The sequence below is a fragment of the Variovorax rhizosphaerae genome, from assembly GCF_037889975.1.
GTDB classification, from domain to species: Bacteria; Pseudomonadota; Gammaproteobacteria; order Burkholderiales; family Burkholderiaceae_C; genus Variovorax; species Variovorax rhizosphaerae.
In genome coordinates this window covers 136434-161522 of sequence record NZ_JBBKZT010000003.1, presented here as the reverse complement: position 1 = coordinate 161522, position 25089 = coordinate 136434, and the positions used below count along the sequence as shown (strand labels likewise).

General features: G+C 65.4%; 31 protein-coding genes. 21 read left to right on the top strand and 10 right to left on the bottom strand.

The window, feature by feature from the left end; genetic code table 11:
• Positions 1-67: 67 nt before the first annotated feature.
• The 15 genes from WKW82_RS07345 to WKW82_RS07275 all read left to right on the top strand — a co-directional run bounded on the left by WKW82_RS07345 (position 68) and on the right by WKW82_RS07275 (position 12300).
• Complete coding sequence (locus tag WKW82_RS07345; RefSeq protein ID WP_340341616.1) at positions 68-622, top strand: hypothetical protein; 555 nt, start codon at positions 68-70, stop codon at positions 620-622.
• Positions 619-2184 (top strand): ubiquinone biosynthesis regulatory protein kinase UbiB, encoded by a 1566-nt coding sequence (gene ubiB, locus WKW82_RS07340; protein WP_340341615.1) that lies wholly within the window; start codon positions 619-621, stop codon positions 2182-2184. The genes WKW82_RS07345 and ubiB overlap by 4 nt, the downstream gene beginning before the upstream one ends.
• A gap of 36 nt (positions 2185-2220) precedes the next feature.
• Positions 2221-3669 carry a high affinity choline transporter 1 gene (locus WKW82_RS07335; protein ID WP_340341614.1) on the top strand — a complete coding sequence of 483 codons (1449 nt, stop codon included), beginning with the start codon at positions 2221-2223 and terminating at the stop codon, positions 3667-3669.
• Between the two features lie 186 nt (positions 3670-3855).
• Positions 3856-4218 carry an FmdB family zinc ribbon protein gene (locus WKW82_RS07330; RefSeq protein ID WP_340341613.1) on the top strand — a complete coding sequence of 121 codons (363 nt, stop codon included), beginning with the start codon at positions 3856-3858 and terminating at the stop codon, positions 4216-4218.
• A 10-nt stretch (positions 4219-4228) separates the two neighbouring features.
• Positions 4229-4849, top strand: coding sequence for a DUF502 domain-containing protein (locus WKW82_RS07325; protein ID WP_340341612.1), 621 nt, complete (start codon positions 4229-4231; stop codon positions 4847-4849).
• 34 nt (positions 4850-4883) lie between these two features.
• Positions 4884-6689 (top strand): aspartate--tRNA ligase, encoded by a 1806-nt coding sequence (aspS, locus tag WKW82_RS07320; RefSeq protein ID WP_340341611.1) that lies wholly within the window; start codon positions 4884-4886, stop codon positions 6687-6689.
• 93 nt (positions 6690-6782) lie between these two features.
• Positions 6783-6956, top strand: coding sequence for a hypothetical protein (locus tag WKW82_RS07315; RefSeq protein WP_340341610.1), 174 nt, complete (start codon positions 6783-6785; stop codon positions 6954-6956).
• On the top strand, positions 6956-7417 hold the full coding sequence (nudB, locus tag WKW82_RS07310; RefSeq protein WP_340341609.1) for a dihydroneopterin triphosphate diphosphatase: 462 nt from the start codon (positions 6956-6958) through the stop codon (positions 7415-7417). Before WKW82_RS07315 ends, nudB begins: the two co-directional genes overlap by 1 nt.
• The gene (locus WKW82_RS07305) at positions 7414-8166 is read left to right on the top strand and encodes an endonuclease/exonuclease/phosphatase family protein (RefSeq protein ID WP_340341608.1); all 753 of its coding nucleotides are present in this window, start codon (positions 7414-7416) and stop codon (positions 8164-8166) included. The genes nudB and WKW82_RS07305 overlap by 4 nt, the downstream gene beginning before the upstream one ends.
• Before the next feature lie 40 nt (positions 8167-8206).
• Positions 8207-8941 (top strand): GTP cyclohydrolase I, encoded by a 735-nt coding sequence (gene folE / locus WKW82_RS07300; protein ID WP_340341607.1) that lies wholly within the window; start codon positions 8207-8209, stop codon positions 8939-8941.
• Between the two features lie 173 nt (positions 8942-9114).
• Complete coding sequence (locus tag WKW82_RS07295) at positions 9115-9537, top strand: BLUF domain-containing protein (RefSeq protein WP_340341606.1); 423 nt, start codon at positions 9115-9117, stop codon at positions 9535-9537.
• A 169-nt stretch (positions 9538-9706) separates the two neighbouring features.
• Complete coding sequence (locus WKW82_RS07290; RefSeq protein WP_340341605.1) at positions 9707-10588, top strand: EamA family transporter; 882 nt, start codon at positions 9707-9709, stop codon at positions 10586-10588.
• A 6-nt stretch (positions 10589-10594) separates the two neighbouring features.
• The gene (locus WKW82_RS07285; RefSeq protein ID WP_340341604.1) at positions 10595-11416 is read left to right on the top strand and encodes a DUF429 domain-containing protein; all 822 of its coding nucleotides are present in this window, start codon (positions 10595-10597) and stop codon (positions 11414-11416) included.
• A gap of 117 nt (positions 11417-11533) precedes the next feature.
• Entirely contained in the window at positions 11534-11731 is a 198-nt protein-coding gene (locus WKW82_RS07280; protein WP_340341603.1) for a CsbD family protein, read from the top strand.
• Positions 11732-11811: 80 nt separating this feature from the next.
• Positions 11812-12300, top strand: a complete 489-nt coding sequence (locus WKW82_RS07275; RefSeq protein WP_340341602.1) for a BON domain-containing protein — start codon at positions 11812-11814, stop codon at positions 12298-12300.
• A gap of 65 nt (positions 12301-12365) precedes the next feature.
• Here WKW82_RS07275 and WKW82_RS07270 read toward each other — a convergent pair whose 3' ends face one another.
• The 6 genes from WKW82_RS07270 to WKW82_RS07245 form a co-directional block, all read right to left on the bottom strand.
• A complete protein-coding gene (locus tag WKW82_RS07270; RefSeq protein WP_340341601.1) occupies positions 12366-12914 on the bottom strand; it encodes a ferritin-like domain-containing protein in 549 nt (182 codons plus the stop codon).
• Positions 12911-13372 carry a hypothetical protein gene (locus tag WKW82_RS07265; protein WP_340341600.1) on the bottom strand — a complete coding sequence of 154 codons (462 nt, stop codon included), beginning with the start codon at positions 13370-13372 and terminating at the stop codon, positions 12911-12913. Before WKW82_RS07265 ends, WKW82_RS07270 begins: the two co-directional genes overlap by 4 nt.
• Positions 13362-13745 (bottom strand): hypothetical protein, encoded by a 384-nt coding sequence (locus WKW82_RS07260; RefSeq protein ID WP_340341599.1) that lies wholly within the window; start codon positions 13743-13745, stop codon positions 13362-13364. The genes WKW82_RS07265 and WKW82_RS07260 overlap by 11 nt, the downstream gene beginning before the upstream one ends.
• Positions 13746-13804: 59 nt before the next feature.
• Positions 13805-14176: a hypothetical protein gene (locus WKW82_RS07255; RefSeq protein WP_340341598.1), complete on the bottom strand. Its 372-nt coding sequence runs from the start codon at positions 14174-14176 to the stop codon at positions 13805-13807.
• Between the two features lie 63 nt (positions 14177-14239).
• Entirely contained in the window at positions 14240-14404 is a 165-nt protein-coding gene (locus WKW82_RS07250; RefSeq protein WP_340341597.1) for a DUF1328 domain-containing protein, read from the bottom strand.
• A gap of 160 nt (positions 14405-14564) precedes the next feature.
• Entirely contained in the window at positions 14565-15905 is a 1341-nt protein-coding gene (locus WKW82_RS07245) for a CHASE3 domain-containing protein (protein WP_340341596.1), read from the bottom strand.
• 107 nt (positions 15906-16012) lie between these two features.
• On the opposite strand from WKW82_RS07245, the gene WKW82_RS07240 reads away from it, so the two are divergent.
• On the top strand, positions 16013-16645 hold the full coding sequence (locus WKW82_RS07240; RefSeq protein WP_019656595.1) for a response regulator: 633 nt from the start codon (positions 16013-16015) through the stop codon (positions 16643-16645).
• Between the two features lie 7 nt (positions 16646-16652).
• Here WKW82_RS07240 and WKW82_RS07235 read toward each other — a convergent pair whose 3' ends face one another.
• Positions 16653-17051 (bottom strand): response regulator, encoded by a 399-nt coding sequence (locus WKW82_RS07235; protein WP_340341595.1) that lies wholly within the window; start codon positions 17049-17051, stop codon positions 16653-16655.
• Positions 17052-17214: 163 nt separating this feature from the next.
• On the opposite strand from WKW82_RS07235, the gene WKW82_RS07230 reads away from it, so the two are divergent.
• Positions 17215-19254, top strand: coding sequence for an AsmA family protein (locus WKW82_RS07230; RefSeq protein WP_340341594.1), 2040 nt, complete (start codon positions 17215-17217; stop codon positions 19252-19254).
• A gap of 177 nt (positions 19255-19431) precedes the next feature.
• Here the strand turns inward: WKW82_RS07230 and WKW82_RS07225 are convergent, their stop codons facing one another.
• The 3 genes from WKW82_RS07225 to gpmA form a co-directional block, all read right to left on the bottom strand.
• Positions 19432-20184 carry a HesA/MoeB/ThiF family protein gene (locus WKW82_RS07225; RefSeq protein WP_340341593.1) on the bottom strand — a complete coding sequence of 251 codons (753 nt, stop codon included), beginning with the start codon at positions 20182-20184 and terminating at the stop codon, positions 19432-19434.
• 151 nt (positions 20185-20335) lie between these two features.
• Positions 20336-21778 carry a S41 family peptidase gene (locus WKW82_RS07220; RefSeq protein ID WP_340341592.1) on the bottom strand — a complete coding sequence of 481 codons (1443 nt, stop codon included), beginning with the start codon at positions 21776-21778 and terminating at the stop codon, positions 20336-20338.
• A gap of 110 nt (positions 21779-21888) precedes the next feature.
• Positions 21889-22632 carry a 2,3-diphosphoglycerate-dependent phosphoglycerate mutase gene (gpmA, locus tag WKW82_RS07215; RefSeq protein WP_340341591.1) on the bottom strand — a complete coding sequence of 248 codons (744 nt, stop codon included), beginning with the start codon at positions 22630-22632 and terminating at the stop codon, positions 21889-21891.
• A gap of 93 nt (positions 22633-22725) precedes the next feature.
• On the opposite strand from gpmA, the gene WKW82_RS07210 reads away from it, so the two are divergent.
• From WKW82_RS07210 to WKW82_RS07195, 4 genes are all read left to right on the top strand, one after another.
• Positions 22726-23133: a rhodanese-like domain-containing protein gene (locus WKW82_RS07210; RefSeq protein ID WP_340341590.1), complete on the top strand. Its 408-nt coding sequence runs from the start codon at positions 22726-22728 to the stop codon at positions 23131-23133.
• A gap of 8 nt (positions 23134-23141) precedes the next feature.
• Positions 23142-23402, top strand: coding sequence for a glutaredoxin 3 (gene grxC / locus WKW82_RS07205; RefSeq protein ID WP_340341589.1), 261 nt, complete (start codon positions 23142-23144; stop codon positions 23400-23402).
• A 113-nt stretch (positions 23403-23515) separates the two neighbouring features.
• Positions 23516-23971, top strand: a complete 456-nt coding sequence (gene secB, locus WKW82_RS07200) for a protein-export chaperone SecB (protein WP_340341588.1) — start codon at positions 23516-23518, stop codon at positions 23969-23971.
• Between the two features lie 39 nt (positions 23972-24010).
• Complete coding sequence (locus WKW82_RS07195; RefSeq protein ID WP_340341587.1) at positions 24011-25012, top strand: NAD(P)H-dependent glycerol-3-phosphate dehydrogenase; 1002 nt, start codon at positions 24011-24013, stop codon at positions 25010-25012.
• Positions 25013-25089 lie beyond the last annotated feature (77 nt).

The following is a 25089-nucleotide window of genomic DNA, read 5'->3' as shown; positions in this document are numbered from 1 at the left end:
CGCCGGCTTGAACGCCGGCATCCGACCAATCGCCGGCTAACACGCCGGCTCAACCGATAATGGGGACATGGCCACACCATCGTCCCCATTTGCCTTTCTCGGCGACCTGTTCAACCGCGTTGGCGAGCGTCTGCAGCCGCCGCCGTGGGTGGTTCACGAAATCCAGCACCGGGCAGTGCTCTTCCTCAACCACGTGCTGCAGCAGGAGCCGGAAGCCCAGCAGCGGCTGATCCGCCAGCAGGGCAACGTGGTGCGCTTCCAGTGGCGCTTCATCACCATGCAACTGGTCGCCACGCCGGCCGGCCTGCTCGACCTGGCCCCCGAAGGCGCGACGGCCGACCTCACGCTGACCGTCATGCAGGATTCCCCGCTCGACATCGTGCGCAGCGGCTTGCGCGGCGACAAGCCGGAGGTGCAGATCGTCGGCGACGTGCAGTTGGCGGCGGAGGTCAACTGGCTGGTCGACCACGTGCGCTGGGACGTCGAGGATGACCTGGCTCGCCTGATCGGCGACGTGCCAGCCCATGCCATCGGCAATGGCGCACGTCGCGTGGTGGGCGCATTGCGCCAGTTCGTCGGTGACCGCGCCGGTCGCGCCGCGTCATCGGCGGGCCGCGAATGAGGCGTTTTTATCGCGGCATCTACATCGTCTGGGTCGCGCTTCGCTACGGCCTGGATGAACTGGTACTGACCAGCTTCGACAAGCCCTGGCTCGTCCGCGTCGCGCGCCTGCTGGCGGTGGGCAGGAACCTTGAGGCGCCACGCGGGCAGCGCCTGCGCGAGGCACTGGAGGGCCTGGGCCCCATCTTCGTGAAGTTCGGCCAGGTGCTGTCCACCCGGCGCGACCTGCTGCCACCCGACATCGCCGACGAACTCGCGCGCCTGCAGGACCAGGTGCCGCCGTTCCCCTCCAGCGTGGCTATCGCGACCATCGAGCGCGCCTTCCGCCGACCGGTCGGCGAGGTGTTCGTGCAGTTCGAGGAAGAGCCGGTCGCCAGCGCCTCCATTGCCCAAGTGCACTTCGCCATTCTGCGCACGCGTGCGGGTGAGTTGCGCGACGTGGCGGTGAAGGTGCTGCGGCCCAACATGCGCGGTGTGATCGAGAAGGACCTGGCGCTGATGGCCATGATGGCCGGCTGGGTCGAGAAGCTGTCGCCGGACGGCAAGCGCCTGAAGCCACGCGAGGTCGTCGCGGAGTTCGACAAGTACCTGCACGACGAGCTCGACCTGGTGCGCGAAGCAGCCAATGCCGCCCAACTGCGCCGCAACATGGCCGAGCTGGACCTGGTGCTCATCCCCGAGATCTTCTGGGACTTCTGCCATCCGGACGTGATGGTGATGGAGCGCATGCGGGGCGTGCCGATCGCGCAGATCGAACGCCTGCGCGCCGGCGGCGTGGACGTGCCAAAGCTCGCGCGCGACGGCGTCACGATCTTCTTCACGCAGGTGTTCCGCGACGGCTTCTTCCATGCCGACATGCACCCCGGCAACATCCAGGTGAGCCTGGATGCAGCGACCTTCGGACGCTACATCTCGCTGGACTTCGGCATCATCGGCACGCTCACCGAGGTCGACAAGGAATACCTCGCGCAGAACTTCGCGGCCTTCTTCCGGCGCGACTACAAGCGCGTCGCCGAGTTGCATGTGGAAAGCGGCTGGGTGCCCGTGACGACACGCGTCGACGAACTGGAAGCCGCCATCCGCACGGTGTGCGAGCCCTACTTCGACCGTCCGCTGAAGGAAATCTCGCTGGGTATGGTGTTGCTGCGCCTGTTCCAGACTTCGCGCCGCTTCCAGGTGGAGATCCAGCCGCAACTGGTGCTGCTGCAGAAGACTCTTCTCAATATCGAGGGCCTCGGTCGCCAACTCGACCCAGAGCTGGACCTCTGGGCCACGGCCAAGCCCTTCCTCGAGAAGTGGATGGTCGACCAGATCGGGCCCAAGCGGCTCTTTGCGCAGTTGCGCGCCGAGGCGCCGCGCTACGCCAAGCTGCTGCCGCAACTGCCGCGCCTGCTGCATGATTTCCTGGAGAATCGCCCCGCCGACCACCGGCGGGAACTGCTCGAATTGCTGGCTGCTCAGAAACGCACCAACAAGCTGCTGCAGGCCATCATCTACGGTGGCATAGGTTTTGTATTGGGTCTGCTTGCTTTCCAGTTCATCCTGCGCATTCGCCTTTTCTAGTTTTTCGCAACCCTCATCGCTTTCAGGAGAGCCGCCGTGTTGCTGACCCTGGTCATCGTCTATCTGCTGATCACCATCGCGATCGGGCTGATCGCAGCCCGCCACGTCAAGAACACCACCGACTTCGCCATCGCCGGGCGGCACCTGCCGCTCTACATGATCGTGACCACCACCTTCGCGACCTGGTTCGGGTCGGAAACGGTGCTGGGCATCCCGGCCAAGTTCATCGGGGGCGGGCTCAACGGCGTGGTGGAAGACCCGTTCGGCGCGGGCACTTGCCTGATCCTGGTCGGCCTGTTCTTCGCCGGCAAGCTGTACCGCATGACATTGCTGACCATCAGCGACTACTACCGCGAGCGCTATGGCCGCGCGATCGAAGTGGCGTGCTCGCTGATCATCATGCTGAGCTACCTGGGCTGGGTGTCGGCGCAGGTTACTGCGCTGGGGCTGGTGTTCAACCTGTTGTCGGCTGGTGTCATCAGCATCCCGCTGGGTATGACCATCGGCGTGGTTTCGATCCTGGCCTATACGCTGTTCGGCGGCATGTGGTCGGTGGCGGTGACCGATTTCATCCAGATGATCATCCTCGTGGTGGGGCTCGCGGTGATTGCCGTGTTTGCGGGCAACATGGCTGGTGGCGCCGACAAGGTGATCGAGCTGGCCGTCAGCAAGGACCTGTTCAAGTTCTGGCCCGAGCCGAGCTTCCACGACATCGTCTTCTTCATGGCCGCGGCCATCACGATGATGCTGGGTTCGATCCCGCAGCAGGACGTGTTCCAGCGCGTGATGTCGGCCAACAGCGTCAAGTCGGCCACGCGCGGCCCGGTGATCGGCGGCGTGGCGTACATCCTGTTTGCTTTCGTGCCCATGTTCCTGGTGGCCAGCGCGCTGCTGATCATGCCGGAGCAGACCGCGACGCTGCTGAAGGAAGATCCGCAGAAGGTGCTGCCAACGCTGGTGCTCGAGAAGATGCCCTTCGTGATGCAGGTGCTGTTCTTCGGCGCGCTGCTGTCGGCCATCAAGTCGACCGCCTCGGCGACCCTGCTGGCCCCGAGCGTGACCTTCACCGAGAACATCTGGCGCCAGTTCCGGCCCGCCGGCACCGACCGCGAGAACCTGCTGACCATGCGGATCACGGTGCTGCTCTTCAGCGCCGCCGTGCTGGGCTACGCCATCCGCATGCAGGGCACGTCGATCTACGAAATGGTCTCCGGCGCCTACCAGGTGCCGCTGGTGGGCGCCTTCGTACCGCTGGTGGCGGGCCTGTACTGGAACCGGGCCAGCACGCAGGGCGCGGTGCTGGCCGTGGTGCTGGGCATCGGCGTCTGGCTGCTGTTCATGGTCATGCCCTGGGGCGAGGTGTTCCCGGGGCAACTGGCCGGCGTGCTGTCGTCGGCGTTCGGCATGGTGGCCGGCTCGCTGGCACCGCAGTGGGTGGTCAACCAGCGGACGCCGCACCGGCCGCTGGCCACCGCTTCGGCCTGATACGGCTTTGCCTTCAAGCGCATGACTGCGTTGAAGCGCCTTGCCGTGCTGTAGCACGGTCTGCGGCGCTCCGCCACGTCCTGCGCTCGAAGGCAAAGCCGTATCAGGGTGGCCTCGCAGGGGCGGGCTCTATAATCGAGGGCTTTGCGAGCGGCCAAGCTGGCGCTCGATTCGACCCCCAATTCCATGCCCATCTACGCCTACAAGTGCAGCGCCTGCGGCTTTGCCAAGGACGTGCTGCAGAAAATGTCTGACGCGCCCCTCTCGGTGTGCCCAAGCTGCAGCGCCAGCGCGTTCTCAAAGCAGCTCACCGCGGCCGGCTTCCAGCTCAAGGGCTCTGGCTGGTATGTGACCGATTTCCGCGACGGCGGCAAGAAGCCCGGTGATGGCAAGGCCGCGCCAGCGGCCAATGGCGATGCGGCCACGCCTGCGGGCGACACCGCAGCCGCCGCACCGGCGACGGCTGCACCGGCTGCAACCACCGCGCCCGCCGCTGTACCGGCACCCGCTGCGAGCCCGGCACCCGCTGCCGCCACCAAGAGCGACTGAGGCCCGTCGAATGCACGCCTTGCGCAAATGGCTGCTGTCCGGCTTGCTGGTCATCGTGCCGCTGTTCATCACGCTGGCGGTGCTCAAGTGGATCATCGATACGCTGGACCAGACGCTGGTCGTGCTGCCGGGCACCTGGAACACCTGGCTCAGCAATCACAACATTCGAGGCTTGGGCGTGCTGCTCACGCTGGCCATCCTGCTGGTGGTCGGCGCCGTTGCCAGCAATTTCATCGGCAAGCGCCTGCTGGGCTGGGGCGATGCCGTGGTGCGTCGCATTCCGGTGGTGCGCTCGATCTATTCGAGCGTCAAGCAGGTGTCGGACACCCTGTTCTCCGAGAACGGCAATGCCTTCCGCACGGCGGTTCTCGTGCAATGGCCGCGTGAAAACGTCTGGACCATTGCCTTCGTCACCGGTGCGCCGGGAGGCGAGGTCATGGGGCACCTGGGCGGCGAGGAATACCTCAGCGTCTACGTGCCCACCACGCCGAACCCGACCGGCGGTTACTTCGTGATGCTCAAGCGCAGCGACTGCATCGAACTCAGGATGAGCGTGGACGAAGCGCTCAAGTACATCGTCTCGATGGGCGTGGTCGCTCCCAGCGCTGCCGCCCTCCCGACGACCCGATAACAACATGCGCCACCAGGCGCAACGGAACATTCATATGGCCATGCGTACTCACTATTGCGGTCTCGTGACCGAAGCCCTCATGGGCGAAACCGTCACCTTGTGCGGCTGGGTCAACCGTCGCCGCGATCACGGCGGCGTGATCTTCATCGACGTGCGCGACCGCGAAGGCTATGTGCAGGTGGTGTGCGACCCCGATCGCGCCAGCACCTTCGCCGTTGCCGAGGGCCTGCGCAACGAGTTCTGCGTGCAGGTCAAGGGCCTCGTGCGCGCACGCCCCGAAGGCACAACGAACGAGAACCTCAAGAGCGGCAAGATCGAAGTGCTGTGCCATGAACTCAAGGTGCTGAACCCGTCGGTGACGCCTCCGTTCCTGCTCGACGACGACAGCCTCAGCGAGACCACGCGCCTCACGCACCGCGTGCTCGACCTGCGCCGCCCGGTGATGCAGAAGAACATGATGCTGCGCTACAAGGTCACGATGGAAACGCGCAAGTTCCTCGATGCCAACGGCTTCATCGACATCGAGACGCCGATGCTCGGCAAGTCCACGCCCGAAGGCGCGCGCGACTACCTGGTGCCCAGCCGCGTGCACGACGGCAGCTTCTTCGCGCTGCCGCAATCGCCGCAGTTGTTCAAGCAGTTGCTGATGGTGGCCGGCTACGACCGCTACTACCAGATCGTCAAGTGCTTCCGCGACGAAGACCTGCGCGCCGACCGCCAGCCTGAATTCACGCAGATCGACATCGAGACCTCCTTCCTCGCCGAGGAAGAAATCCGCGAGATGTTCGAAGGCATGATCCGCACCGTGTTCCGCAACGCGGCCGGCATCGACCTGCCCGTGTTCCAGACCATGTCATACGGTGATGCGATGTTCAAGTACGGCTCGGACAAGCCCGACCTGCGCGTCAAGCTCGAACTCACCGAACTCACCGAGATCATGAAGCGCGTCGAGTTCAAGGTGTTCTCGAACGCCGCCACGATGAAAGGCGGCCGTGTGGTTGCGCTGCGCGTGCCGGGCGGCGGTGCCGAAGGCGGCCTCTCGCGCGGCGAGATCGATGCGTACCAGGAGTTCGTGAAGATCTACGGCGCCAAGGGCCTGGCCTACATCAAGGTCAACGACGCGGCCGCCGGCCGCGAAGGCCTGCAAAGCCCGATCGTCAAGAACCTCGACGACGCCGCGCTCGCCGAGATCATCGCCCGCACCGGCGCCCGCAACGGCGACATCCTGTTCTTCGGTGCCGACAAGGAAAAGGTCGTCAACGACGCCATCGGCGCTCTGCGCGTGAAGATCGGCCACAGCGCCTTCGGCAAGAAGGCGGGCCTGTTCGACGACCGTTGGGCACCGCTGTGGGTGGTCGACTTCCCGATGTTCGAGTTCGACGAGGAAGGCCAGCGCTGGTCGGCCGTGCACCATCCGTTCACGGCGCCCAAGGACGGTCATGAGGACCTCATGGACACCGCACCCGAGAAGTGCATCGCCAAGGCCTACGACATGGTGCTCAACGGCATCGAGATGGGCGGCGGTTCGGTGCGTATCCACCGCGAGGAAGTGCAGAGCAAGGTGTTCCGCGCGCTGAAGATCAGCGCGGAAGACGCGCAACTCAAGTTCGGCTTCCTGCTGGACGCGCTGCAATACGGCGCGCCCCCGCATGGCGGCATCGCCATCGGCCTCGACCGCCTGGTCATGCTGATGACCGGCGCCGAGTCGATCCGCGACGTGATCGCCTTCCCCAAGACCCAGCGCGCGCAGGACCTGCTGACGCAGGCGCCGAGCCCGGTCGACGAGAAGCAGCTGCGCGAACTGCACATTCGCTTGCGGAACGTGCAGCAGCCGGCCTGATCGAGCGGAACAGGCAGAATCAAGGGCGCCTTTCATGGCGCCCTTTTTTGTATCGCCGAGCCGTTGTTCCCGGCGTATTGCCAAGGCCAGATGATGCGAATCCTCCACTACCCCCAGGATCGGGCAGCGATCGAAGACAGGTTGGATTTCTGCGACACCGAGCCAGTGAAGGTCGTCGCGCAGGACGGCACGGAGGTCGTCCTGCTGTCTTTCGCCCGGTACCAGCAATTGCTTGCAGTCGAGGCCGACGGGCTGCCTCCTGGGTAATGCTTCGATACAAGATCCCCGAGTCGGTGCTGGTCGTGATCCACACGCCGGCCCTCGACGTGCTGCTCATCCAGCGCGCCGACGCGGACAACTTCTGGCAGTCCGTCACCGGCAGCAAGGACATGGCGGACGAGCCGCTGGCGCTGACAGCCGCGCGCGAGGTGGCCGAGGAAACGGGCATCCAGTGCGGCGAGGGCAGTGCGCTCGCCTCGCAGCTCGTCGACTGGCGCCTGCAAAACATCTATGAGATCTACCCCCGCTGGCGCGCCCGCTATGCCCCGGGTGTGACGCACAACACCGAGCACCTCTTCGGCCTGTGTGTGCCTGACTGCGTCGAGCCGCGGCTCAGTCCGCACGAGCACACCGCCTGGCAATGGCTGCCGTACCGGCAAGCCGCCGACGCCTGCTTTTCGCCGTCGAATGCAGAAGCCATCCTGTTGCTGCCACAATTTGCGGCATGAGCATGAACCTGCGGGTTGCGACCTACAACATCCACAAGGGCGTGCAAGGCATCGGGCCCGCCCGGCGCCTGGAGATTCACAACCTTGGTCATGCCGTCGAGCAACTCGACGCCGACATCATCTGCCTGCAGGAAGTGCGCAAGATGAACCGCCAGGCGGCTGCGCGCTTCACCCGCTGGCCCGCGATGCCGCAGGCCGATTTCCTCGCACCCGAAGGCTACACCGCGGTCTACGAAACCAATGCGATCACGCGGCATGGCGAGCACGGCAATGCCTTGCTCACGCGCTGGCCGGTGCTGAGCCAGGGGCATCAGGACATTTCTGACCACCGCTTCGAGCAGCGCGGCCTGCTGCACGTGGTCATCGACGTGGAGGGCAAGCCGGTGCACGCCATCGTGGTGCACCTGGGCCTGATCAAGGGGAGCCGGGTGCGGCAGGTGGCGCAGCTCAATGAGTTCATCGCGCGCGAGGTGCCGCAGGGTGAACCGGTGATCGTCGCGGGCGACTTCAACGATTGGGGCGCGCGCATGCGCTCGGCCATGAACGCGATGGGCATGCGGGATTCGCACGACCTGCCCGGCCCCCGCATCCTGACGTATCCGTCGCGACTGCCGGTGACGCAGCTCGACTTCATCTATGGTCGCCACTTGTCGCCGGTGGCTTGTCACGTGCCGCGCGGGCCGATCTGGGCGCGCATGTCGGACCACCTGCCGCTGGTCACCGACTTTTCGCTAGCGCTATCGAATTGATGGCATTCGGCGCCACATGTGGCGCGGTTAGGATGGGCAGATGCTGAAGAAAATCGACGCTCTAGAGCGCCCCGCAGGCGGGGAAGACGAGGACGAAGGGACACCGGTCTCCGTCAAGATCCGCGAGCGGATCCTGGCGGCGCGCAAGCGCTTCCACGCCAACGACAACATCGCCGAGTTCATCGAGCCGGGGGAGCTCGAGACGCTGCTCGACGAGGTCGAGGTCAAGATGAAGGCCGTGCTCGAGAGCCTGGTCATCGACATCGAGAACGACCACAACACCGACAACACGGCGCGTCGCGTGGCCAAGATGTACCTCAACGAGGTGTTCAGGGGCCGCTACGTGCACCCGCCGTCGCTGACCGAATTCCCCAATGCCGAGCACCTGAACGAGCTGATGATCGTCGGCCCGATCACCGTGCGCAGTGCGTGCTCCCACCACTTCTGCCCGATCATCGGCAAGCTGTGGATCGGCGTGATGCCGAACGAGCACACGAACGTGATCGGCCTGTCCAAGTACGCGCGCCTGGCCGAATGGACGATGGGCCGGCCGCAGATCCAGGAAGAAGCCGTGGTGCAACTGGCCGACCTGATCCAGGAGAAGACCCAGCCCGACGGCCTGGCCCTTGTCATGGAGGCCGAGCATTTCTGCATGCAATGGCGGGGTGTGAAGGAGATGGACAGCAAGATGATCAACTCGGTCATGCGCGGCGTGTTCCTGAAGGACTCGTCGCTGCGGCGCGAATTCCTTTCGCTCCTTCCTCGGAAAGGCTAAGAACATGACCCCCACGCTCCGTCACTCCGTGTACTCGCTGCCCCCCGAGGGGGCGCAGGCCCCCCTTGGGGCGGCCCGGCGGCGGCTGACCCCCACGCTCCGTCACTCCGTGTACTCGCTGCCCCCCGAGGGGGCGCAAGCCTCCCTTGGGGCGGCCCGGCGGGAGGCCTGACATGCTCGTGCGCCTCCTCTACGCCAGCCGCGCCGCCGACAGCAGCGCGCCCGCGGTCGACGCGATCCTCGCGCAATCGCGCGTGCACAACACCTCCTGCGGCATCACCGGCATCCTTTGCTATGGTGCCGGCATCTTCCTGCAGGCGATCGAGGGCGGTCGGATGCAGGTCAGCGAACTCTATGGCCACATCCAGCGTGACCCGCGACACAAGGATGTGATGCTGCTGGGCTTCGAGGAAATCGGTGAGCGCCGATTCGGTGGCTGGACCATGGGCCAGGTCCAGCTCAGCAAGGTGCACCAGGCGACCTTGTTGCGCTACTTCGAGAAGCCAGAGCTGGATCCCTATGCCGTCTCCGGCAAGGCATCCATGGCGCTGATCGAAGAGTTGCTGGCCACTGCCGCCATCGTCGGCCGACCCTGAGGCTGGGGAGACTCTCATCAAGTCCTCCGCGGATCGCGCGTCCTCCGCACGGGCGGTCTGCGGCGTTGCGAATCCTCGCCATGGCTTCCGCCATGACCGTGGTTTGCGCCGTGCATCCCATCCCGCGCCGAGGCGCGCGCCCTTGCGGCGGACTTGATCAGAGTCTTCATTGCCACTCTCCGCCTTCGGCCTGATCCTGCTGGCCGGCGTGATCCACGCCAGCTGGAACATCGCGGCCAAGAAGGCCAACGGCGATGCGCGCTTTGCCCTGCAGAGCGGCGTGTTCCTGATGATGGTCTGGGCCCCGCTCGGCATCGCGGTGGGCTGGGATGTGGTTCCAACGTGGGGTTGGACCGAATGGGGCTTCGTCACTGCCAGCGGCGCCCTGCACGTCGTCTATTACGTCACCTTGCTGCGCGGCTACCGCAAGAGCGACCTTACCGTGGTGTACCCCTTGGCACGCGGCTCGGGTCCCTTGCTTTCGTCGCTGTTCGCGATCCTGTTCCTCGGTGAAAGCATCAGCCTCACCGGGCTGGCGGGGATTGTCGGCGTGGTCGGTGGCGTGTTCCTGGTCGCGGGTGGCCCCCAACTCTGGCGCGCAACGCAGGACCCGGCGCGTCGCGAACGCGTGCACAAGGGGCTGCGCTACGGCGTGCTGACGGGCGCCTTCATCGCCGCGTACACCGTGACCGACAGCTATGCGGTCAAGGTGCTTGCCATGTCACCGATCCTGGTCGACTACATGGGCGGCTTCGTGCGCGTGGTGTTGCTGTTGCCGGCGGCGCTGCGCGATCGGGCGGAGGCGGCTCGGCTGTGGCGGCTGCAGTGGAAGTACGCGCTGCTGGTGGCGGTGATCAGCCCGGTGTCGTATGTGCTGGTGCTGTACGCGGTGCAGCAGGCGCCGATCTCCCATGTTGCCCCGGCACGCGAGGTGTCGATGCTGTTCGCTGCGCTTATTGGCGGGCATCTGCTGCGCGAGGGCGATCGGCTACTGCGGTTGATCGGCGCGGCGTTCATTGCCGCGGGCGTGATCGCGCTGGCGCTCGGTTGAACGGCGATGGTCCTGCTCCTGGGCTGCGACTTCTCGAGCGCGCCGACGCAGCGCAAACCCATCGTCATCGCGCAAGGCACGCTGGACGGCAAGGTGATGAGGTTGGCGCAACTTCATACCTTCGCCACGCTCGATGCATGGGGCGATTGGCTCGCACGAACAAGGGTGTGGGTGGGAGGCTTCGACTTCCCGTTCGGCCTGCCGCGCGAGCTCATCGTGCAATTGGGCTGGCCGGTGCATTGGCCCCTGTCGATGACGCACTACGCGGGCTTGAGTCGCGCTGCGATCCGAGCCGAGTTCGCCGCCTTCTGTGCAGCCCGGCCAGTCGGCGGGAAGTTCGCGCATCGGGCAACGGATGGCCCAGCGGGTTCCAGCCCGTCGATGAAATGGGTCAATCCGCCGGTGGCATTCATGCTCCACGCGGGCGTCCCGCGCTTGCTGGCGGCGGGGGCGTTCTTTCCGGCGCATGATGAACCTTGGGCCGGCAGGAGAGCCGAGCGGATCGCGCTCGAGGCCTATCCCGGCTTGCTGGCGCGCGAACTGATCGGGCGGCGTAGCTACAAGGCCGACGACCGGGCGAGGCAGACGCCCGAGCGCCGGGCCGCGCGCGCCGACTTGCTCGATACGCTCTGCGCCGCGGGCAGCGAACGCCTGGGCATTCGCCTGGCGCTGGATGCGCCCCAGCGGGTCGATCTGCTCGCTGACGCGCAGGGCGACCGGCTCGACGCCGTGCTCTGCCTGGCGCAGGCGGCATGGGCCGCCTCGCGGCCGGGCTGGGGCCTGCCTCCCAAGGTCGACTCGCTCGAAGGCTGGATCATCAGCGCCTGAACCGTCCTACAGGAGATCGGGCGAAGTGCTCCTCCTGCGCGAACTCCAGGGGTCTAGATTGAATTCGTGGTCCAAGCCGGGCCATGGATCAAGTTGAAACCATCGGAAGGAAACGCCATGAACAAGGACCAAGTTGCAGGACGCGTCGAGGACGCCAAGGGCAAGATCAAGGAAGCAGCCGGCAAGGTGACTGGCAGCGAAAAACTGAAGTCGGAAGGTCTTGCGGACCAGGCCGCCGGCAAGGTGCAGAGCAGCTACGGTGACGCCAAGGAAAAGGTCAAGGACGCCATCAAGACGGGCGCCGACAAGCTCTGAGGCACCGGCCGAGAGCGTCGCAGCGCGCATGCGGCTGCGACGCCGTCGGCATTGACAGTCGAATCCCTGGAGGTATCACCATGAACATTTCGAACCAGCAAAAGGTGCGAACCCGCACCGTGTTGGCCATGCTCGTCGCCGGTTGCGCGCTCGCCTTGGGCGGCTGCGACAACAAGGCGCCCAAGACAACCGTCGGCGAGAAGGTCGACTCGGCCGTCGCCAGCACGAAGGACGCCGCCGCCGACGCCAAGGCCAAGACCGAGTCCGCTGCGGCTTCGGCAGGCGCCAGCATGAAGGAAGGCGCAGCGGACGCTACCCAAGCCGCGAAGAACGCGGGCTCTACAGTAGCAGCCAAGGTCGATGACGCGGCCATCACGGCATCGGTTTCCGCAGGCCTGGCCAAGGATCCCGACCTGAGCGCCATCAAGATCAATGTCGACACCAAGGGCGGCATGGTCACGCTCAACGGCCCCGCACCCAGCGCTGCCGCCAAGGCCCGTGCCGAAGCGATTGCCAAGGGCGTGGAAGGCGTGAGTTCGGTCGACAACAAGCTCGAAGTGAAGATGTGAGGCTTGTTGCCATGCGCAATGAAAAAAGCCCGGTTGATGCCGGGCTTTTTCATTGGGAGTGGCAGTCAGTGCCCGAGCCAGTCCTTCAACTCATCGGCGTGCTCTTCTTCCTGCGCAAGGATTCCCTCGAGCATGCGCCTCGTCGTCGGATCCTTGTCGCCGATCAACACAATCATCTGGCGATAGGCTTCGATCGCGATGCGCTCCGCAATCAGGTTCGCGCGAACCATCGCCTGCAGGTCCTTCGAGTCGTCGTACTGCGCGTGGCTGCGACCCTGCAAGGAGGCCGGGTTGAAGTCCGGCTCCCCGCCCAACTGCACGATCCGCTCGGCGATCTTGTCGGCATGCGCCGATTCTTCGTTGGCGTGCACCAGGAATTCTTCGGCAATCGCCGGAGACTGCACGCCATCGGCGGTGAAGTAGTGGCGCTTGTAGCGCAGAACGCAGACGAGTTCGGTTGCCAGCGCGTCGTTCAGGAGCTTGACGATATCGTCGCGCCAGGGTCCGTAGCTCGGCGTCAGGACACCGTCGTCGAGGCTGTGCGATGCGGCCTTCAGCGCCGTCTCGTCGAGCAACAGGCGTTCGGTGGGGGCTTCCAGGGTAGCTGCAGTCATTGATCGTCCTTTCGTGGGAGTGACGAGTTTTTCTGCATCAGCGTCGTGACCATGTCAGCAATATCAGACGACTTCAGTAGGGCAGTGACCACGGCTGTGACCGACAGCAGCCGCCAGGGCTTGACGAGCACGATCAGCGCGCCGCTCGTCGCTGCAATTGCCACCAGCTTGACCGGTTGCTCCTTCGCATAGCGGTCGAGGAAGGGCCTCGCCAGCTGGGTCGCGGCGTTGGCCGGATGGCGCCGCCACCAGCGCTCCACGACCTTGCGTCCGACCTTGGCCCAGGCGAAATGCTCGAGGAACCCGGTGCCACCCTCAGGCGCGGCGGCATTGAGTGCGCGTGCCCGCGAAGTCGAAGGAAGTTCCGGCGCCGCCCCGCCATTCATCTCCCGGACCAGCGCGCGCCGCGAAACGGCGAGCCGCTGCTGCGCCGTGAGCGCGTTGCGATCAATGGTCACGGCGTTCTCCAGCCAGGTGGAGGGCGCGTACGTCGGCATCGAGTTGCGCACGCACCTCCTCGAAGGCTTGCGAGGATGGCGAGCCGCGCCCCGCATACAGTGCGGCGATCACCGCAACGGCAACGGCGACGGCCGGCACCACCGCCAGCACCCAATGGAAGCTGCCATGCAGCACGCCCAGCATCACGGCAGTGCCGATCAGACCGAGTGCCAGCATGGCGCTGACGGCGGCCAGCACACCGGCCACAAGCCGCCCGACCATTGCGCGGCCTGCAACGGCGCCTTCCTCTCGCACCAGCGCAGCGTAGTTCGCCAGATGGTTTGCAACGAGTTCGGGGTGCCCGAGCACCGTGGAGAAAATCGGATGGAGCATGGTGCTGCGGGATGGGTCGAAGTTTCCGGACGGTGGCGTGTCACCTCAATGAGAAGGAATCAATCGTCGCGACGGCGGCTTGCCAGCACGATCAGGGCCGTGATGGCGGCGCCGGCGGCGGCAGCCAGCAGCACCGAGCGCACCGGCTGGTCCGCGATGTAGCGGCCGGTCACATCGGCAGCCTGGTCCAGTTGCCGCTGTGCGCGAGCGCTTGTCTTGGAGGCCGACTCGAGTCCGCGCTGCACAGCCTGCTGCACGCGGTTGGCGAGTTGCTCGACCGCAGGCTCCACCGAACCGCGCAGGTCACGCACCTTCTCGCCAGCCGCGTTGACGGCATTCTGGGCATAGGCGCGGGTCGTTTCCACCGCATCGTTCGCGGTCTGGCGGGCGTCTTCAGCGAGTTGTGAGGGGGTCTTGGCAGTTGCATTCATGGCAGTTTCCTATTCCTGGAGAGTGATAGTTTTCGAGAAGCAAGATTTTGAATCGTAGCGGTGCTAACCCCTGCGTATCAAGCCAGCGATCATGCTCGCAAGCGCCAGCACCAGGAAGACAACGAAAAGTATCTTCGCGATGCCGACCGCGCTGGCGGCAATCCCGCCGAAGCCGAACAAGGCGGCGACCAAGGCGATCACCAGAAATACAACGGCATAGTGCAACATGCTGAACTCCTGACCGAGGCTGTGACCTCGAAGTTGCGATGAGGACGTTCAAGGAAGCCTTGAACGGGCGAGCGATGAGCGTAGGTTGCAGCCGTGGCCACACCTGTCAGCAGCGGCGGGCGGGAAGCGTAGGAGAGCTGCCACCGCCGCGCAGCCACTCTCAGCGCCGCGGCGAGGGCAGCATCGCGCTGAGGCGCGTGCCTTCGCCGACCTTCGATGCCACCATGAGTTTCCCGTTGGCCGCCTGCACCCGATGCCGCATGCCGGCGAGGCCATGCGTCGAAGGGCGGACACTGTTCACGTCGAAGCCCTGGCCGTTGTCGCTGACCTCCACGATCACGTGGTTGTCGTAGTTCTTGAGGACGATGGTCGCTTCGCTGGCCTGCGCGTACTTGCTGATGTTGGTCAGGCACTCCTGCACCATTCGGTAGATCGTGAGCTGCCGCGATTCGTCCAGCGTCACCGGCTCCAGCGCCATCTCGACCGCAATGCCGGACCGCTCGGCAAACTCGCGCCCCAGGATCTCCAGCGACGCCACCAGCCCGAGGTTGGAAAGCGAGGAAGGGCGCAAGTCCTCGATGATGCGCCGCTTCAGCGCAATGCCGCTGTTGAGCAGTTCTGTCAGATGCTGCAGGCGCTGTGAAGCGTCCGGCGAGTCGGCCAGGCGCGACTTGAGGCGGGCGACGTCCAGCTTGGCGGCGGTCAGCAGCGAGCCGAGCTCGTCGTGCAGCTCGCGTGCCAGGAAGCCGCGTTCGGTCTCCCGCACGTTCTGGAGATGGGTGGCGAGCTCGGCCAGCGTCGCGGTGCGCTCGCTGACCTCCGCCTCGAGCGCATTGCGCTCGTGCTGCAGCGCCTCCTGCTGCCTTTCGCCGGCCAGGCGCAGCGCATGGGTTTGCCGCAGGTACAGCCAGAAAGCGAAAAGCCCCGCCAATGCCACGAGCGCGATACCCAGCCGTGCCAACCCCAGCGATTTGGAGATCTGCGTCTGGCTCACCATCAGTGAGCGGTTGCTGATGGCGATGAGCTCGTTGGCCTCGGTGCGGATTGCGTTCATTTCCTCGCGCCCAACGTCGGTGGTCAGAACGAACTTCCAGGCATCCTCGCTACCGCGTTCGCGCAGGCGGATGCTGACGTCCATCTCGGCCAGCTTGCGCGCGACATGGTCGGCAAGTCGTTCGGCGCGCGCGCGCTCGTCGGGACGCGCGGCATAGAGCTCGCGCAGGTTGGCCAGGTTGCCGCCGACTTCGGTGACGGCCTTGTCATAGGGCTCGCGGTAGCGGACCTCGCCGGTCAGCAAATAGCCACGCTGGCCAGTTTCGGCGTCGACAACGTCCTGCAACAATTCGTTCAGCGCCAGTCGTGCACGCTGCGCCTCGCTGATGTCTTCCAGGGCCCGGCTCGACTCGCGATATCCGGCCTCGTTGATGCCGATCAGCACCAGCGCAGCCAAGGCCGCCAGCGCCAGGCCGAGCGCGATCTTCGGAAGCGCTATCCAACGCATGGGGTCTCCGCGAATCGGGATGGCTTCAAATTCGGGAATAATCGACGCCGACCGGGGAGCGGCGAATGGCGGCGGGCAAGACCGCCAGAGAACCTCGAAAGTAAATGATGATCAAGATTGGCATCGTGGACGACCACGCCATCGTGCGTTCCGGGCTGCGGCAGTTCTTTTCCGAACACGTTGATTTGCGTGTGGCGGGTGAGGCGGCCAGCGGCCGCGAGGCGATTGAACTTGTGCGCACCACCGAGCTCGACGTCCTGGTGATGGACCTTTCCATGCCCGGCCAGAGCGGCATCGACGCGCTCGCCATGATCCGCGCCAAGGCGCCCGACGTCGGCATCCTGATCCTCAGCGGCTATCCGGAAGAGCACTACGCGATGAACCTGATCCGCCAGGGCGCGAGCGGCTACCTCAACAAGGAATGCGACCCGATCGAGATCGTCAACGCCATCCGCACCATCGCGCTGGGCCGCCGCTACATCACCCCGGCCGTGGCCGAACTGCTCGCCCGCCAGCTCGACCGCAAGGACGACGCCGCACCGCATGAACAACTGTCCGAACGCGAGTTCCAGGTGTTCCTGAAGCTGGCCAAGGGGGAGACGGCCGGCGACATCGCCAAGACCCTGTCGCTCTCGGTCAAGACGGTCAGCACCTACCGCACGCGGCTGATGGAGAAGATGAACCTGTCGTCCAACAGCGACCTCACGTACTACGCGCTGAAGAACAAGCTGATCGATTGAGTTCAGATCAACCACCTGGGGGGTTGATCCGCGCGCTTTGCGCAATGCAGTAGTCGACCAGGGCATCGATTTCATTGGATTTGTCGAAAACGGCGTCCACGCCAAGATCGGCGCAGCGCCTGCGTACTTCAGCGGTGGCGTAGTTGCTCAACACCACCACCTGCTGCCAGGCCTGGCGCACCAGGATTTCCTGCAACACGCCAAGGCCGCTGCCCTGCTTCAGGAAAAGGTCGACGATGGCCAGGTGCCATTGGTCGCGGTTCTCGCGCAACCACGAGCGCGCCTCGTTCTCGGTTGCGGCATGTCCGACGGCTGTGACCGCGGCCAGTTCCTCGAGCGTGCCCGCCAGGTTTTCACGGATCGTCTCGTTGTCTTCGACGATGAAAGTCTTCAATTTTTGGGCCATGGCGGCGTTGCGGGTCCCGCTGGTGGACATTCACATCATGCAAGTTGGCGGCGAATCGGGCTGTAGGACCATTCCGACCATCGCGCAACCGTAGGCATCGCCCCACACTGTCTGCGGCTACGGGCCGACCCATTCGGGCCCATGTGACGGCCTAAGCTGCAGCATGGTCGCCACTTCCCAGCCCTCACTGTCAACGCCCAAGTCGATCTGGCCTCGGTTGGCTGTTGCGATCGGGGTGCTGCTGGCGGTTCTCGTGCTGGTGCTGCTGTTCTTTCCGTGGGACCTCCTGCGGATGCCCCTGAATCGCTACGTCAGCGAGAAGACCGGGCGCCAGTTCGAGATCACCCGGCACCTGGACGTTCGTCCGGGCTGGCGTGGCGCCACCATCGTGTTCGACGGCGTCGACTTCGCCAATCCGCCGTGGGCGCGAGAGCCTTACCTGGTGCGGGCCAAGCGGGCGGAGTTCGAGATCCGGCTCTGGCCCTTGCTCTCGGGCCAGGTCGTCATTCCCAGGCTGGCCATGGTCTCTCCCACCATGGGCTTGCAGATGGAAGAAGACGGCCGGCGTACCTGGGCGCTCGGCAAGGACACGGGAGACACCTCCACCGTCCCGACCATCGGCTTGCTGCAGGTCGATGGTGGCGGCGTCAATTTCCTGGCCGAGCACCTGGGCGTCGACATCCATGCGGACTTCAGCTACGACACGACCCGCGGCGACCTGCCGCTCGACTTCCGGGTCAAGGGCAAGTACCAGCGCCAGCCGCTGACTGCAGAGGGTCGCACCGGCAACGTGCTGCAGCTCACGTCGGCAGGCCAGCCGCCATTCCCGCTCGAAATCAAGGCCGCCGCCGGCAAGACCCAGCTGTCGGCGCAGGGCACGGTCGCCGCGCTGGCCGACTTGGACGGCATCGACGCCCAGTTCCAGGTCAAGGGCCAGACCCTCGGGGATCTCTATCCATTGCTGGGCATTGCGCTGCCGCAAACCTCGCCGTACTCGCTGGACGGCAAGCTCGGCAAGCGCGGCAAGCTGTGGGAAGTGAAGGACATGCAGGGCCGACTCGGCCTGTCGGATATCGCCGGCGACATGCGTTTCGACCAGGCACCCAAGACACCGCGGCTCGAAGGAACGCTGCGTTCCAAGGTCATGGACATGGACGACCTCGGCCCGCTCATCGGCCTGCCACCGACCGAGCGCTCCGCCAAGGCCATCGAAGGGGTCGAGGCGCCGCCCACCATCGCCCAGGTCAAACGCGCGCGCGGCGAGCCCGCACGCAAGGTGCTGCCGACCGCCACGCTCGACTTCGAACGCCTGCGCGCCATGAATGCCGAGGTGCAATACACCGCCGACAAGATCCGCAACGTGCGCGATGTGCCGCTGGACCGAGGCAGCGTCCGCGTGAAACTGCTGGACAGCGTGCTGACGCTGGACCCGCTCGATCTCGGCGTGGCCAATGGCAAGGTGGCCGGCGCCATCCGCATCGACGCGCGGCAGGACCCGGCGGACATCCGCGCTTCGCTCGACATACGCAATATGCAGATCAACCGGCTGATTCCGAAGGTGGACACGCTCAAGACCAGCTTCGGCAAGCTCGACGGGCGCATCAACCTGTCGGGCCGCGGCAAGTCGGTCGCAAGTTGGCTCGGCGGGGCGTCGGGTGACGTGGCGGCCGTCACCGGGCATGGCGAGTTCAGCAACCTGCTGCTCGAGTTCGCGGGGCTTGATGGCGGGGAGGTGATCAAGTTCATCCTGCGCGGCGACAAGACCGTCACGTTGCGCTGCGCCGCCGTGGCCTTCGATGTCAACAGGGGCGTCGCGCAGGGCCGCGGCCTGGTGTTCGACACTACAGACACGGTGTTCAACGCCACGGGGCAAGCCAACTTCGCCAACGAGACGATGCGCTTCGTCATCGATCAGAAGCCGAAGGACATGAGCATTCTGTCCGTGCGCACGCCGTTGATCGTGGGGGGCACATTCGGCTCGCCGACATTCGGCGTCGAGCCGGGGCCGCTGGCTGCGCGCGGGTTGACGGCTTTGGCGCTCGGCGCGATTTCTCCGCTGCTGTCGCTGGCCGCCACCTTCGAATCCGGTCCGGGCGTGGATGCGGATTGCAAGGCGGTGCTGGCCGAGGCCAGCAAGCCGACCACCGCCGAAGCCGCCAAGGGCGCTGCCAAGGCGACTGGCGCCCGCCAGCCGCAAAACTGAAGGCGCGAATCTTTCTACTGCGGACGCCGATCTCGGGCCTGCGGTGTTGGTTCCGGCGTAACAAGCGCGTTCGCGCAGTTGTCAGCCGTTGCCGCAACTTCGTTGGCGCCGCACAAGAGTGCGGCTGCACGAACCGGCCTTCCGGCAGGCGCCCCTCGCTACGAAATCTTCCCGCCTTCAGGGCCTTTGGGCACAGACGCTGCACGCGGGATCGCGCGCGGTCCGGAGGGTGTCGAACTGGGTGGTGCGACCGTCGAACATCAACAGCCGGCCGGCGAGCGAACCGCCAATACCGGCCAGCAGCTTGAGGGCTTCATGCGCCTGCAAGGTGCCGATGGTGCCGACCACGGGAGCGAACACCCCGAGCACGGCGCAGCGCGTTTCCTCGAACTCGGCGTCCGGCGGGAACAGGCAGGCGTAGCAGGGCGAGGCCGGATCGCGCACGTCATACACGCTGAGCTGGCCGTCGAACCGGATGGCGGCACCCGCGACCAGCGGCTTGCGATGCGCCACGCAGGCGCGGTTGACGGCCTGGCGCGTCGCGAAATTGTCGCTGCAGTCGAGCACCACGTCGGCGCTGGCCACCAGCCGTGACAGGGCATCGGCGTCGGCCCGCTGGGCCAGGGCTTCTACCACGATCGTGGGATTGATCGCCAGCATCGCCTCGGCCGCCGAAGCCACCTTGTCCTGGCCTTCGCGCGCTGTCGTGTGCGCGATCTGGCGCTGCAGGTTGGTCAGGTCGACCGTGTCGTCGTCGACCAGCGTGATCTTGCCGACGCCTGCGGCCGCCAAGTACAGCGCCGCCGGCGATCCCAGCCCGCCCGCGCCGATCACCAGCGCATGCGCCGCCGACACTCGCGCCTGGCCGTCGATTCCGAATTCTTCCAGCAGGATGTGGCGCGAATAGCGCAGCAGGTCGTGGTCTTCCATGCGCCTGGTCGGTAGAAGCAGTCAAGAAGCAGGCACCCAAGAAACATCGGCTGGGCTCTGCACCCCCAGGGCCGAATACGGCGCGCCCCCCGAGAGGGATCAAGTCGAGATGTCAAAGCCACATCGACATGGGAGGCCGATGGCTGGGAGATCAGTTCTCCTTCTTCTCTTCCTTGTTCTCGACGATGGTCTGCGTCTTGCTGACCACCACGGCCTGGCCCCTGAGCTGGTTCAGGGCCTGCATCAACGGGAAGTCCTTGTCGGAGCCGAACTCAGGCACCTTGCGGTCCTGCGGGGGCTTCTTGGCTTCTTCCTCGAGGCGCTTGCGGGCTTCATCGCGGGCCTTCTCGCGTTCGGGGCTCTTGTCTTCCGGGCCCTGGCCGCTGTTCAGGTGCTTGTCGAGGTCGGCCTCGCGCATGCGCAGCGCGGCAAACGGGCTGCCTTCGGCGCTTTCGTCGACCAGCACGTTCGGCACGATGCCCTTGGCCTGGATCGAGGTGCCGCTCGGCGTGTAGTAGCGCGCGGTGGTGATCTTCAGGCCGGTGTCCGGGCCGAGTGGGCGCACCGTCTGCACCGAGCCCTTGCCGAAGGTCTGGCTGCCCATGACCGTGGCGCGCTTGTGGTCCTGCAGCGCGCCGGCCACGATCTCGCTGGCCGAGGCCGAGCCTTCGTTCACCAGCACCACCAGCGGCACCGTCTTCACGGCGGCAGGCAGGCTGCGCAGCGGGTCGCTGCCGGCACGGCGCTGATAGAACTCGGGCGCCGCCTTGTAGATGGACTTGCTTTCGGCCAACTGCCCGTCGGTGGAAACCACCGTCACGTTCTGCGGCAGGAAGGCGGCAGACACGGCCACCGCCGCGTCCAGCAATCCGCCCGGATCGTTGCGCAGGTCCAGCACGATGCCCTTGAGGTTCGGGTCCTGCTTGTAGATCTCGTCGACCTTCTTCACGAAGTCATCGACCGTGCGTTCCTGGAACTGCGACAGGCGGATCCATGCATAGCCCGGCTCGACGATCTTGCCGCGCACCGACTGCGTGCGGATTTCCTCGCGCGTGATCGTGACCGGGAAGGTGCGGTTCTCATCCTTGCGGTAGATGGTGAGCAGCACCTTGGTGTTGGCCTCGCCGCGCATGCGCTTGACAGCCTCGTTGAGGCTCAGGCCGCGCACTGCCGTGTCGTCGATCTTGGTGATCAGGTCGTTGGGCTTGAGGCCGGCGCGGAATGCGGGCGAGCCCTCGATCGGCGACACCACCTTGATGAGCCCGTCTTCCTGCGAGATCTCGATGCCGACACCGACGAAGCGGCCGCTGGTGCCTTCCTTGAATTCCTTGAAGGACTTCTTGTCGAAATACTGCGAGTGCGGATCGAGCCCGGACACCATGCCGGAAATGGCATCGGAGATGAGCTTCTTCTCGTCGACCGGCTCGACATAGTCGGACTTGACCATGCCGAAGACAGCCGCGAGTTGCTGGAGTTCTTCCAGCGGCAACGGGGCCAGCGAACCGCGCGCGACGGTCTGCAATGAAACGGTGGTGAGAACGCCGGCGACGACGCCTGCTGCAACCCAACCGGTGGTCTTGAGTTTTTGGCCCATGTGGAGCTTCCTGAGAATGGCGGCGTTGAGTGCCGATCCAATATACACACCTTCGAACAAGATTGCCGGGGGTGGTTCCGCGCAACTGTCAACGGATGTGGCTTTATGCCTTAACCCTTTCCTTGGGCCGCCACCGCCGCTGCGGCCTTGGCGGCTGCCTCCGCGTCGCCGAGGTAGTAGCTGCGCAGGGGTTTCAGTTCGTCGTCGAGCTCATAGACCAGCGGAATGCCGTTGGGAATGTTGAGGCCGACGATGTCGCTGTCGGAGACGCCGTCGAGGTACTTCACCAGCGCCCGGATCGAGTTGCCGTGCGCCGCCACCACGATGCGGCGGCCGCTGCGGATGGCCGGGGCCATCGACTCGTTCCAGAAAGGTAAAACTCTTGCTACCGTATCTTTGAGGCATTCGGTCAGCGGCACCTGGTCAGGCGAGAGCTTGGCGTAACGAACGTCGCCGCGCTCGCTGCGCGGATCGTCGGCGGCGAGCACCGGCGGCGGCGTGTCGTAGCTGCGGCGCCAGACCAGCACCTGTGCGTCGCCGTACTTCTTGGCGGTTTCGGCCTTGTTGAGCCCTTGCAGGCCGCCGTAGTGGCGCTCGTTCAGGCGCCAGGAATGCACGACCGGCAGCCAGGTGCGATCGAGTTCGTCGAGTGTGTGCCAGAGGGTGCGGGTGGCGCGCTTGAGAACGCTGGTGTAGGCCACGTCGAACTCATAACCCTCTGCCTTGAGCAGCCGGCCGGCCTGCTTGGCCTGCTCGACGCCGGTTTCGGTCAGGTCGACGTCGGTCCAGCCGGTGAAACGATTTTCGAGATTCCAGGTCGATTCACCATGGCGAATCAGTACCAGCTTGTGCATGTGGGAGGGCCTTTGGCGTAGGGATGCGGGGTGGGCGTAACCCGACATTCTAAAATCCCAGGCTTTGCCAAATCCAATCTCCCAAGGAACATCGTGAAATTCATCGTCGACAACTGGATGCTGCTGCTGATCATGCTCAGCTCGGGCGGCATGCTGGCCTGGCCCATGCTGCGTGGCGCCAACACCGGCACGCTGACGGCGCAAGGGGCGGTGCAACTGATCAATCGCTCACGTGCGCAGGTGGTGGACGTGCGCGAGCCGGAAGAGTTCGCGGCCGGCCATGTCACCGGCTCGAAGAACGTGCCGCTCAACCTGCTTGAGGAAAAGCTCCCGGGTGCCGTCAAGAACAAGGCCGTGCCGCTGATCCTGGTGTGCGCTACCGGTGCCCGCGCCAACAAGGCCGTGGCCGCGGCCAAGAAGCTGGGCTACGAGCAGGCCCAAGCCATCGCCGGCGGGCTCAAGGGCTGGAAAGACGCTAACCTGCCCATCGAAAGGGCCTGAATCCGCACATGCAAACCGTCAAGATGTACACCACCGCCGTTTGCCCCTATTGCATTCGCGCGAAGCAGATCCTGAAGTCCAAGGGCGTCGCCCAGATCGAGGAAATCCGGATCGACATGGACCCCGCCGCACGCGCAACCATGATGGAAGTCACGCAACGCCGCACCGTGCCGCAGATCTTCATCGGCGACACGCATGTGGGCGGCTGCGACGACCTCATCGCGCTGGACGGCAGAGGCGGACTAATACCTCTTTTGCAGTCTTCCTGACCGTTCGGCGGGCCTGATCGCCGCAACCGGCAGGCCATAATCCTTCGCTCTTACAAGCAAGCCCGCAGGGGGATTTCCGCGGCGGGCACCCATTTGAAAATCGAAAGCTCAGCATGGCCGACAACACACAAGATCCCGTATTCCAGATCCAACGCGTCTACCTCAAGGACCTGTCCCTGGAACAACCCAATTCGCCAGCCATCCTGCTCGAAGCCGAACAACCGACCGTGGACATCCAGCTGGGCGTCGACGCCCAGCCCGTGGCCGACGGCATCTATGAAGTGACCGTGTCCGCCACCGTGCAGACCAAGGTCAAGGACAAGACCGTGTTCCTCGTCGAAGCCAAGCAAGCCGGCATCTTCGAACTGCGCAACCTGCCGCAAGACCAGATGGGCCCGATCCTCGGCATCGCCTGCCCGCAAATCGTCTACCCGTACCTGCGCGGCAACGTGGCCGACGTGATCCAGCGCGGCGGCTTCCCGCCCGTGCACCTGGCGGAGATCAACTTCCAGGCGATGTACGAGCAGCAGCAGGCCGCCGCCCAAGGTGCGCCTGCCGTTACGCAGTAACCCGGTAACGCAGTCACGCGAAGCCGGCCCCGTCGCCCCATGAAGATTTGCGTCCTCGGCGCAGGGGCCTGGGGCACCGCGCTTGCGGTGAATGCGGGTGCGCGCCACGACGTCACGCTGTGGGCGCGCGATGCGGCGCAAGCCACTCCAATGAATGCTGCGCGTGTGAACGCGCGCTACCTGCCCGGCGCAATCTTCCCGGAGAGGCTGTCGGTGCAAGCCGGCGACGCCGCACAGGCGTACGCAGGCGCCAACCTCGTCATCATCGCCACTCCCATGGCCGCCTTGCGCGGCCAATTGCACTTGTTGCGCGGTTTCAAAGCGCCGGTGGCCTGGCTGTCCAAGGGCGTGGAGCCGGTCGTCGACGAGTCCCAGCCCTTTGGACTGCTTGCCCACGAAATCCGGGCGGAAGTCGCGCCTGATCTCATGGCAGGTGTTCTCAGTGGTCCGAGCTTTGCGCAAGAGGTGGCGCAAGGTCGACCCACCGCGCTGGTGGCTGCCAGCGCGCATGCGCAGGTGCGCGATCTCCTGGTCGAGGCCTTTCATGGGCCGGCGCTGCGGGTCTACGGCAACGACGACATCGTGGGCGTGGAGGTCGGCGGGGCCGTCAAGAACGTGCTGGCGATTGCCACGGGCTTGTGTGACGGGCTGGCGCTGGGGCTCAATGCCCGCGCCGCGCTCATCACGCGTGGGCTGGCGGAGATGACGCGCTTCGGGCTTGCGCTGGGGGCGCGCGCGGACACCTTCATGGGCCTGTCGGGCCTGGGGGACCTGGTGCTCACCGCCACCGGCGACCTGTCGCGCAACCGGAAGGTCGGACTGTTGCTGGCGCAGGGGCGCACGCTGGCCCAAGCCGTTGATTCGCTGGGCCATGTCGCCGAGGGCGTGTATTGCGCGCGCACCGTGGTGCAGCGGGCGCGCCTGCTCGGCATCGAGATGCCCATTGCCGAAGGCGTGGTCGCGCTGCTCGACGGCAAGTCCAGCCCAGCCCAGGCGCTTGCGAACCTGATGGGACGCGAACCTTCGGCTGACCCGGGTTGAAAATAATCTGCGGAAGTCAGGTTGTAGTCGGGTGATGGCGGATTGAAGCGGCCACCGGCTTCGGTTAGCGTGGTCGC

Coding starts and splice junctions, on each gene's coding strand:
- WKW82_RS07345 (WP_340341616.1), top strand. CDS start 68: ATGGCCACACCATCGTCCCCATTTGCCTTTCTCGGCGACCTGTTCAAC.
- ubiB (WP_340341615.1), top strand. CDS start 619: ATGAGGCGTTTTTATCGCGGCATCTACATCGTCTGGGTCGCGCTTCGC.
- WKW82_RS07330 (WP_340341613.1), top strand. CDS start 3,856: ATGCCCATCTACGCCTACAAGTGCAGCGCCTGCGGCTTTGCCAAGGAC.
- WKW82_RS07325 (WP_340341612.1), top strand. CDS start 4,229: ATGCACGCCTTGCGCAAATGGCTGCTGTCCGGCTTGCTGGTCATCGTG.
- aspS (WP_340341611.1), top strand. CDS start 4,884: ATGGCCATGCGTACTCACTATTGCGGTCTCGTGACCGAAGCCCTCATG.
- WKW82_RS07315 (WP_340341610.1), top strand. CDS start 6,783: ATGCGAATCCTCCACTACCCCCAGGATCGGGCAGCGATCGAAGACAGG.
- nudB (WP_340341609.1), top strand. CDS start 6,956: ATGCTTCGATACAAGATCCCCGAGTCGGTGCTGGTCGTGATCCACACG.
- WKW82_RS07305 (WP_340341608.1), top strand. CDS start 7,414: ATGAGCATGAACCTGCGGGTTGCGACCTACAACATCCACAAGGGCGTG.
- folE (WP_340341607.1), top strand. CDS start 8,207: ATGCTGAAGAAAATCGACGCTCTAGAGCGCCCCGCAGGCGGGGAAGAC.
- WKW82_RS07295 (WP_340341606.1), top strand. CDS start 9,115: ATGCTCGTGCGCCTCCTCTACGCCAGCCGCGCCGCCGACAGCAGCGCG.
- WKW82_RS07285 (WP_340341604.1), top strand. CDS start 10,595: ATGGTCCTGCTCCTGGGCTGCGACTTCTCGAGCGCGCCGACGCAGCGC.
- WKW82_RS07280 (WP_340341603.1), top strand. CDS start 11,534: ATGAACAAGGACCAAGTTGCAGGACGCGTCGAGGACGCCAAGGGCAAG.
- WKW82_RS07275 (WP_340341602.1), top strand. CDS start 11,812: ATGAACATTTCGAACCAGCAAAAGGTGCGAACCCGCACCGTGTTGGCC.
- WKW82_RS07270 (WP_340341601.1), bottom strand. CDS start 12,914: ATGACTGCAGCTACCCTGGAAGCCCCCACCGAACGCCTGTTGCTCGAC.
- WKW82_RS07260 (WP_340341599.1), bottom strand. CDS start 13,745: ATGCTCCATCCGATTTTCTCCACGGTGCTCGGGCACCCCGAACTCGTT.
- WKW82_RS07255 (WP_340341598.1), bottom strand. CDS start 14,176: ATGAATGCAACTGCCAAGACCCCCTCACAACTCGCTGAAGACGCCCGC.
- WKW82_RS07250 (WP_340341597.1), bottom strand. CDS start 14,404: ATGTTGCACTATGCCGTTGTATTTCTGGTGATCGCCTTGGTCGCCGCC.
- WKW82_RS07245 (WP_340341596.1), bottom strand. CDS start 15,905: ATGCGTTGGATAGCGCTTCCGAAGATCGCGCTCGGCCTGGCGCTGGCG.
- WKW82_RS07240 (WP_019656595.1), top strand. CDS start 16,013: ATGATCAAGATTGGCATCGTGGACGACCACGCCATCGTGCGTTCCGGG.
- WKW82_RS07235 (WP_340341595.1), bottom strand. CDS start 17,051: ATGGCCCAAAAATTGAAGACTTTCATCGTCGAAGACAACGAGACGATC.
- WKW82_RS07230 (WP_340341594.1), top strand. CDS start 17,215: ATGGTCGCCACTTCCCAGCCCTCACTGTCAACGCCCAAGTCGATCTGG.
- WKW82_RS07225 (WP_340341593.1), bottom strand. CDS start 20,184: ATGGAAGACCACGACCTGCTGCGCTATTCGCGCCACATCCTGCTGGAA.
- WKW82_RS07220 (WP_340341592.1), bottom strand. CDS start 21,778: ATGGGCCAAAAACTCAAGACCACCGGTTGGGTTGCAGCAGGCGTCGTC.
- gpmA (WP_340341591.1), bottom strand. CDS start 22,632: ATGCACAAGCTGGTACTGATTCGCCATGGTGAATCGACCTGGAATCTC.
- grxC (WP_340341589.1), top strand. CDS start 23,142: ATGCAAACCGTCAAGATGTACACCACCGCCGTTTGCCCCTATTGCATT.
- secB (WP_340341588.1), top strand. CDS start 23,516: ATGGCCGACAACACACAAGATCCCGTATTCCAGATCCAACGCGTCTAC.
- WKW82_RS07195 (WP_340341587.1), top strand. CDS start 24,011: ATGAAGATTTGCGTCCTCGGCGCAGGGGCCTGGGGCACCGCGCTTGCG.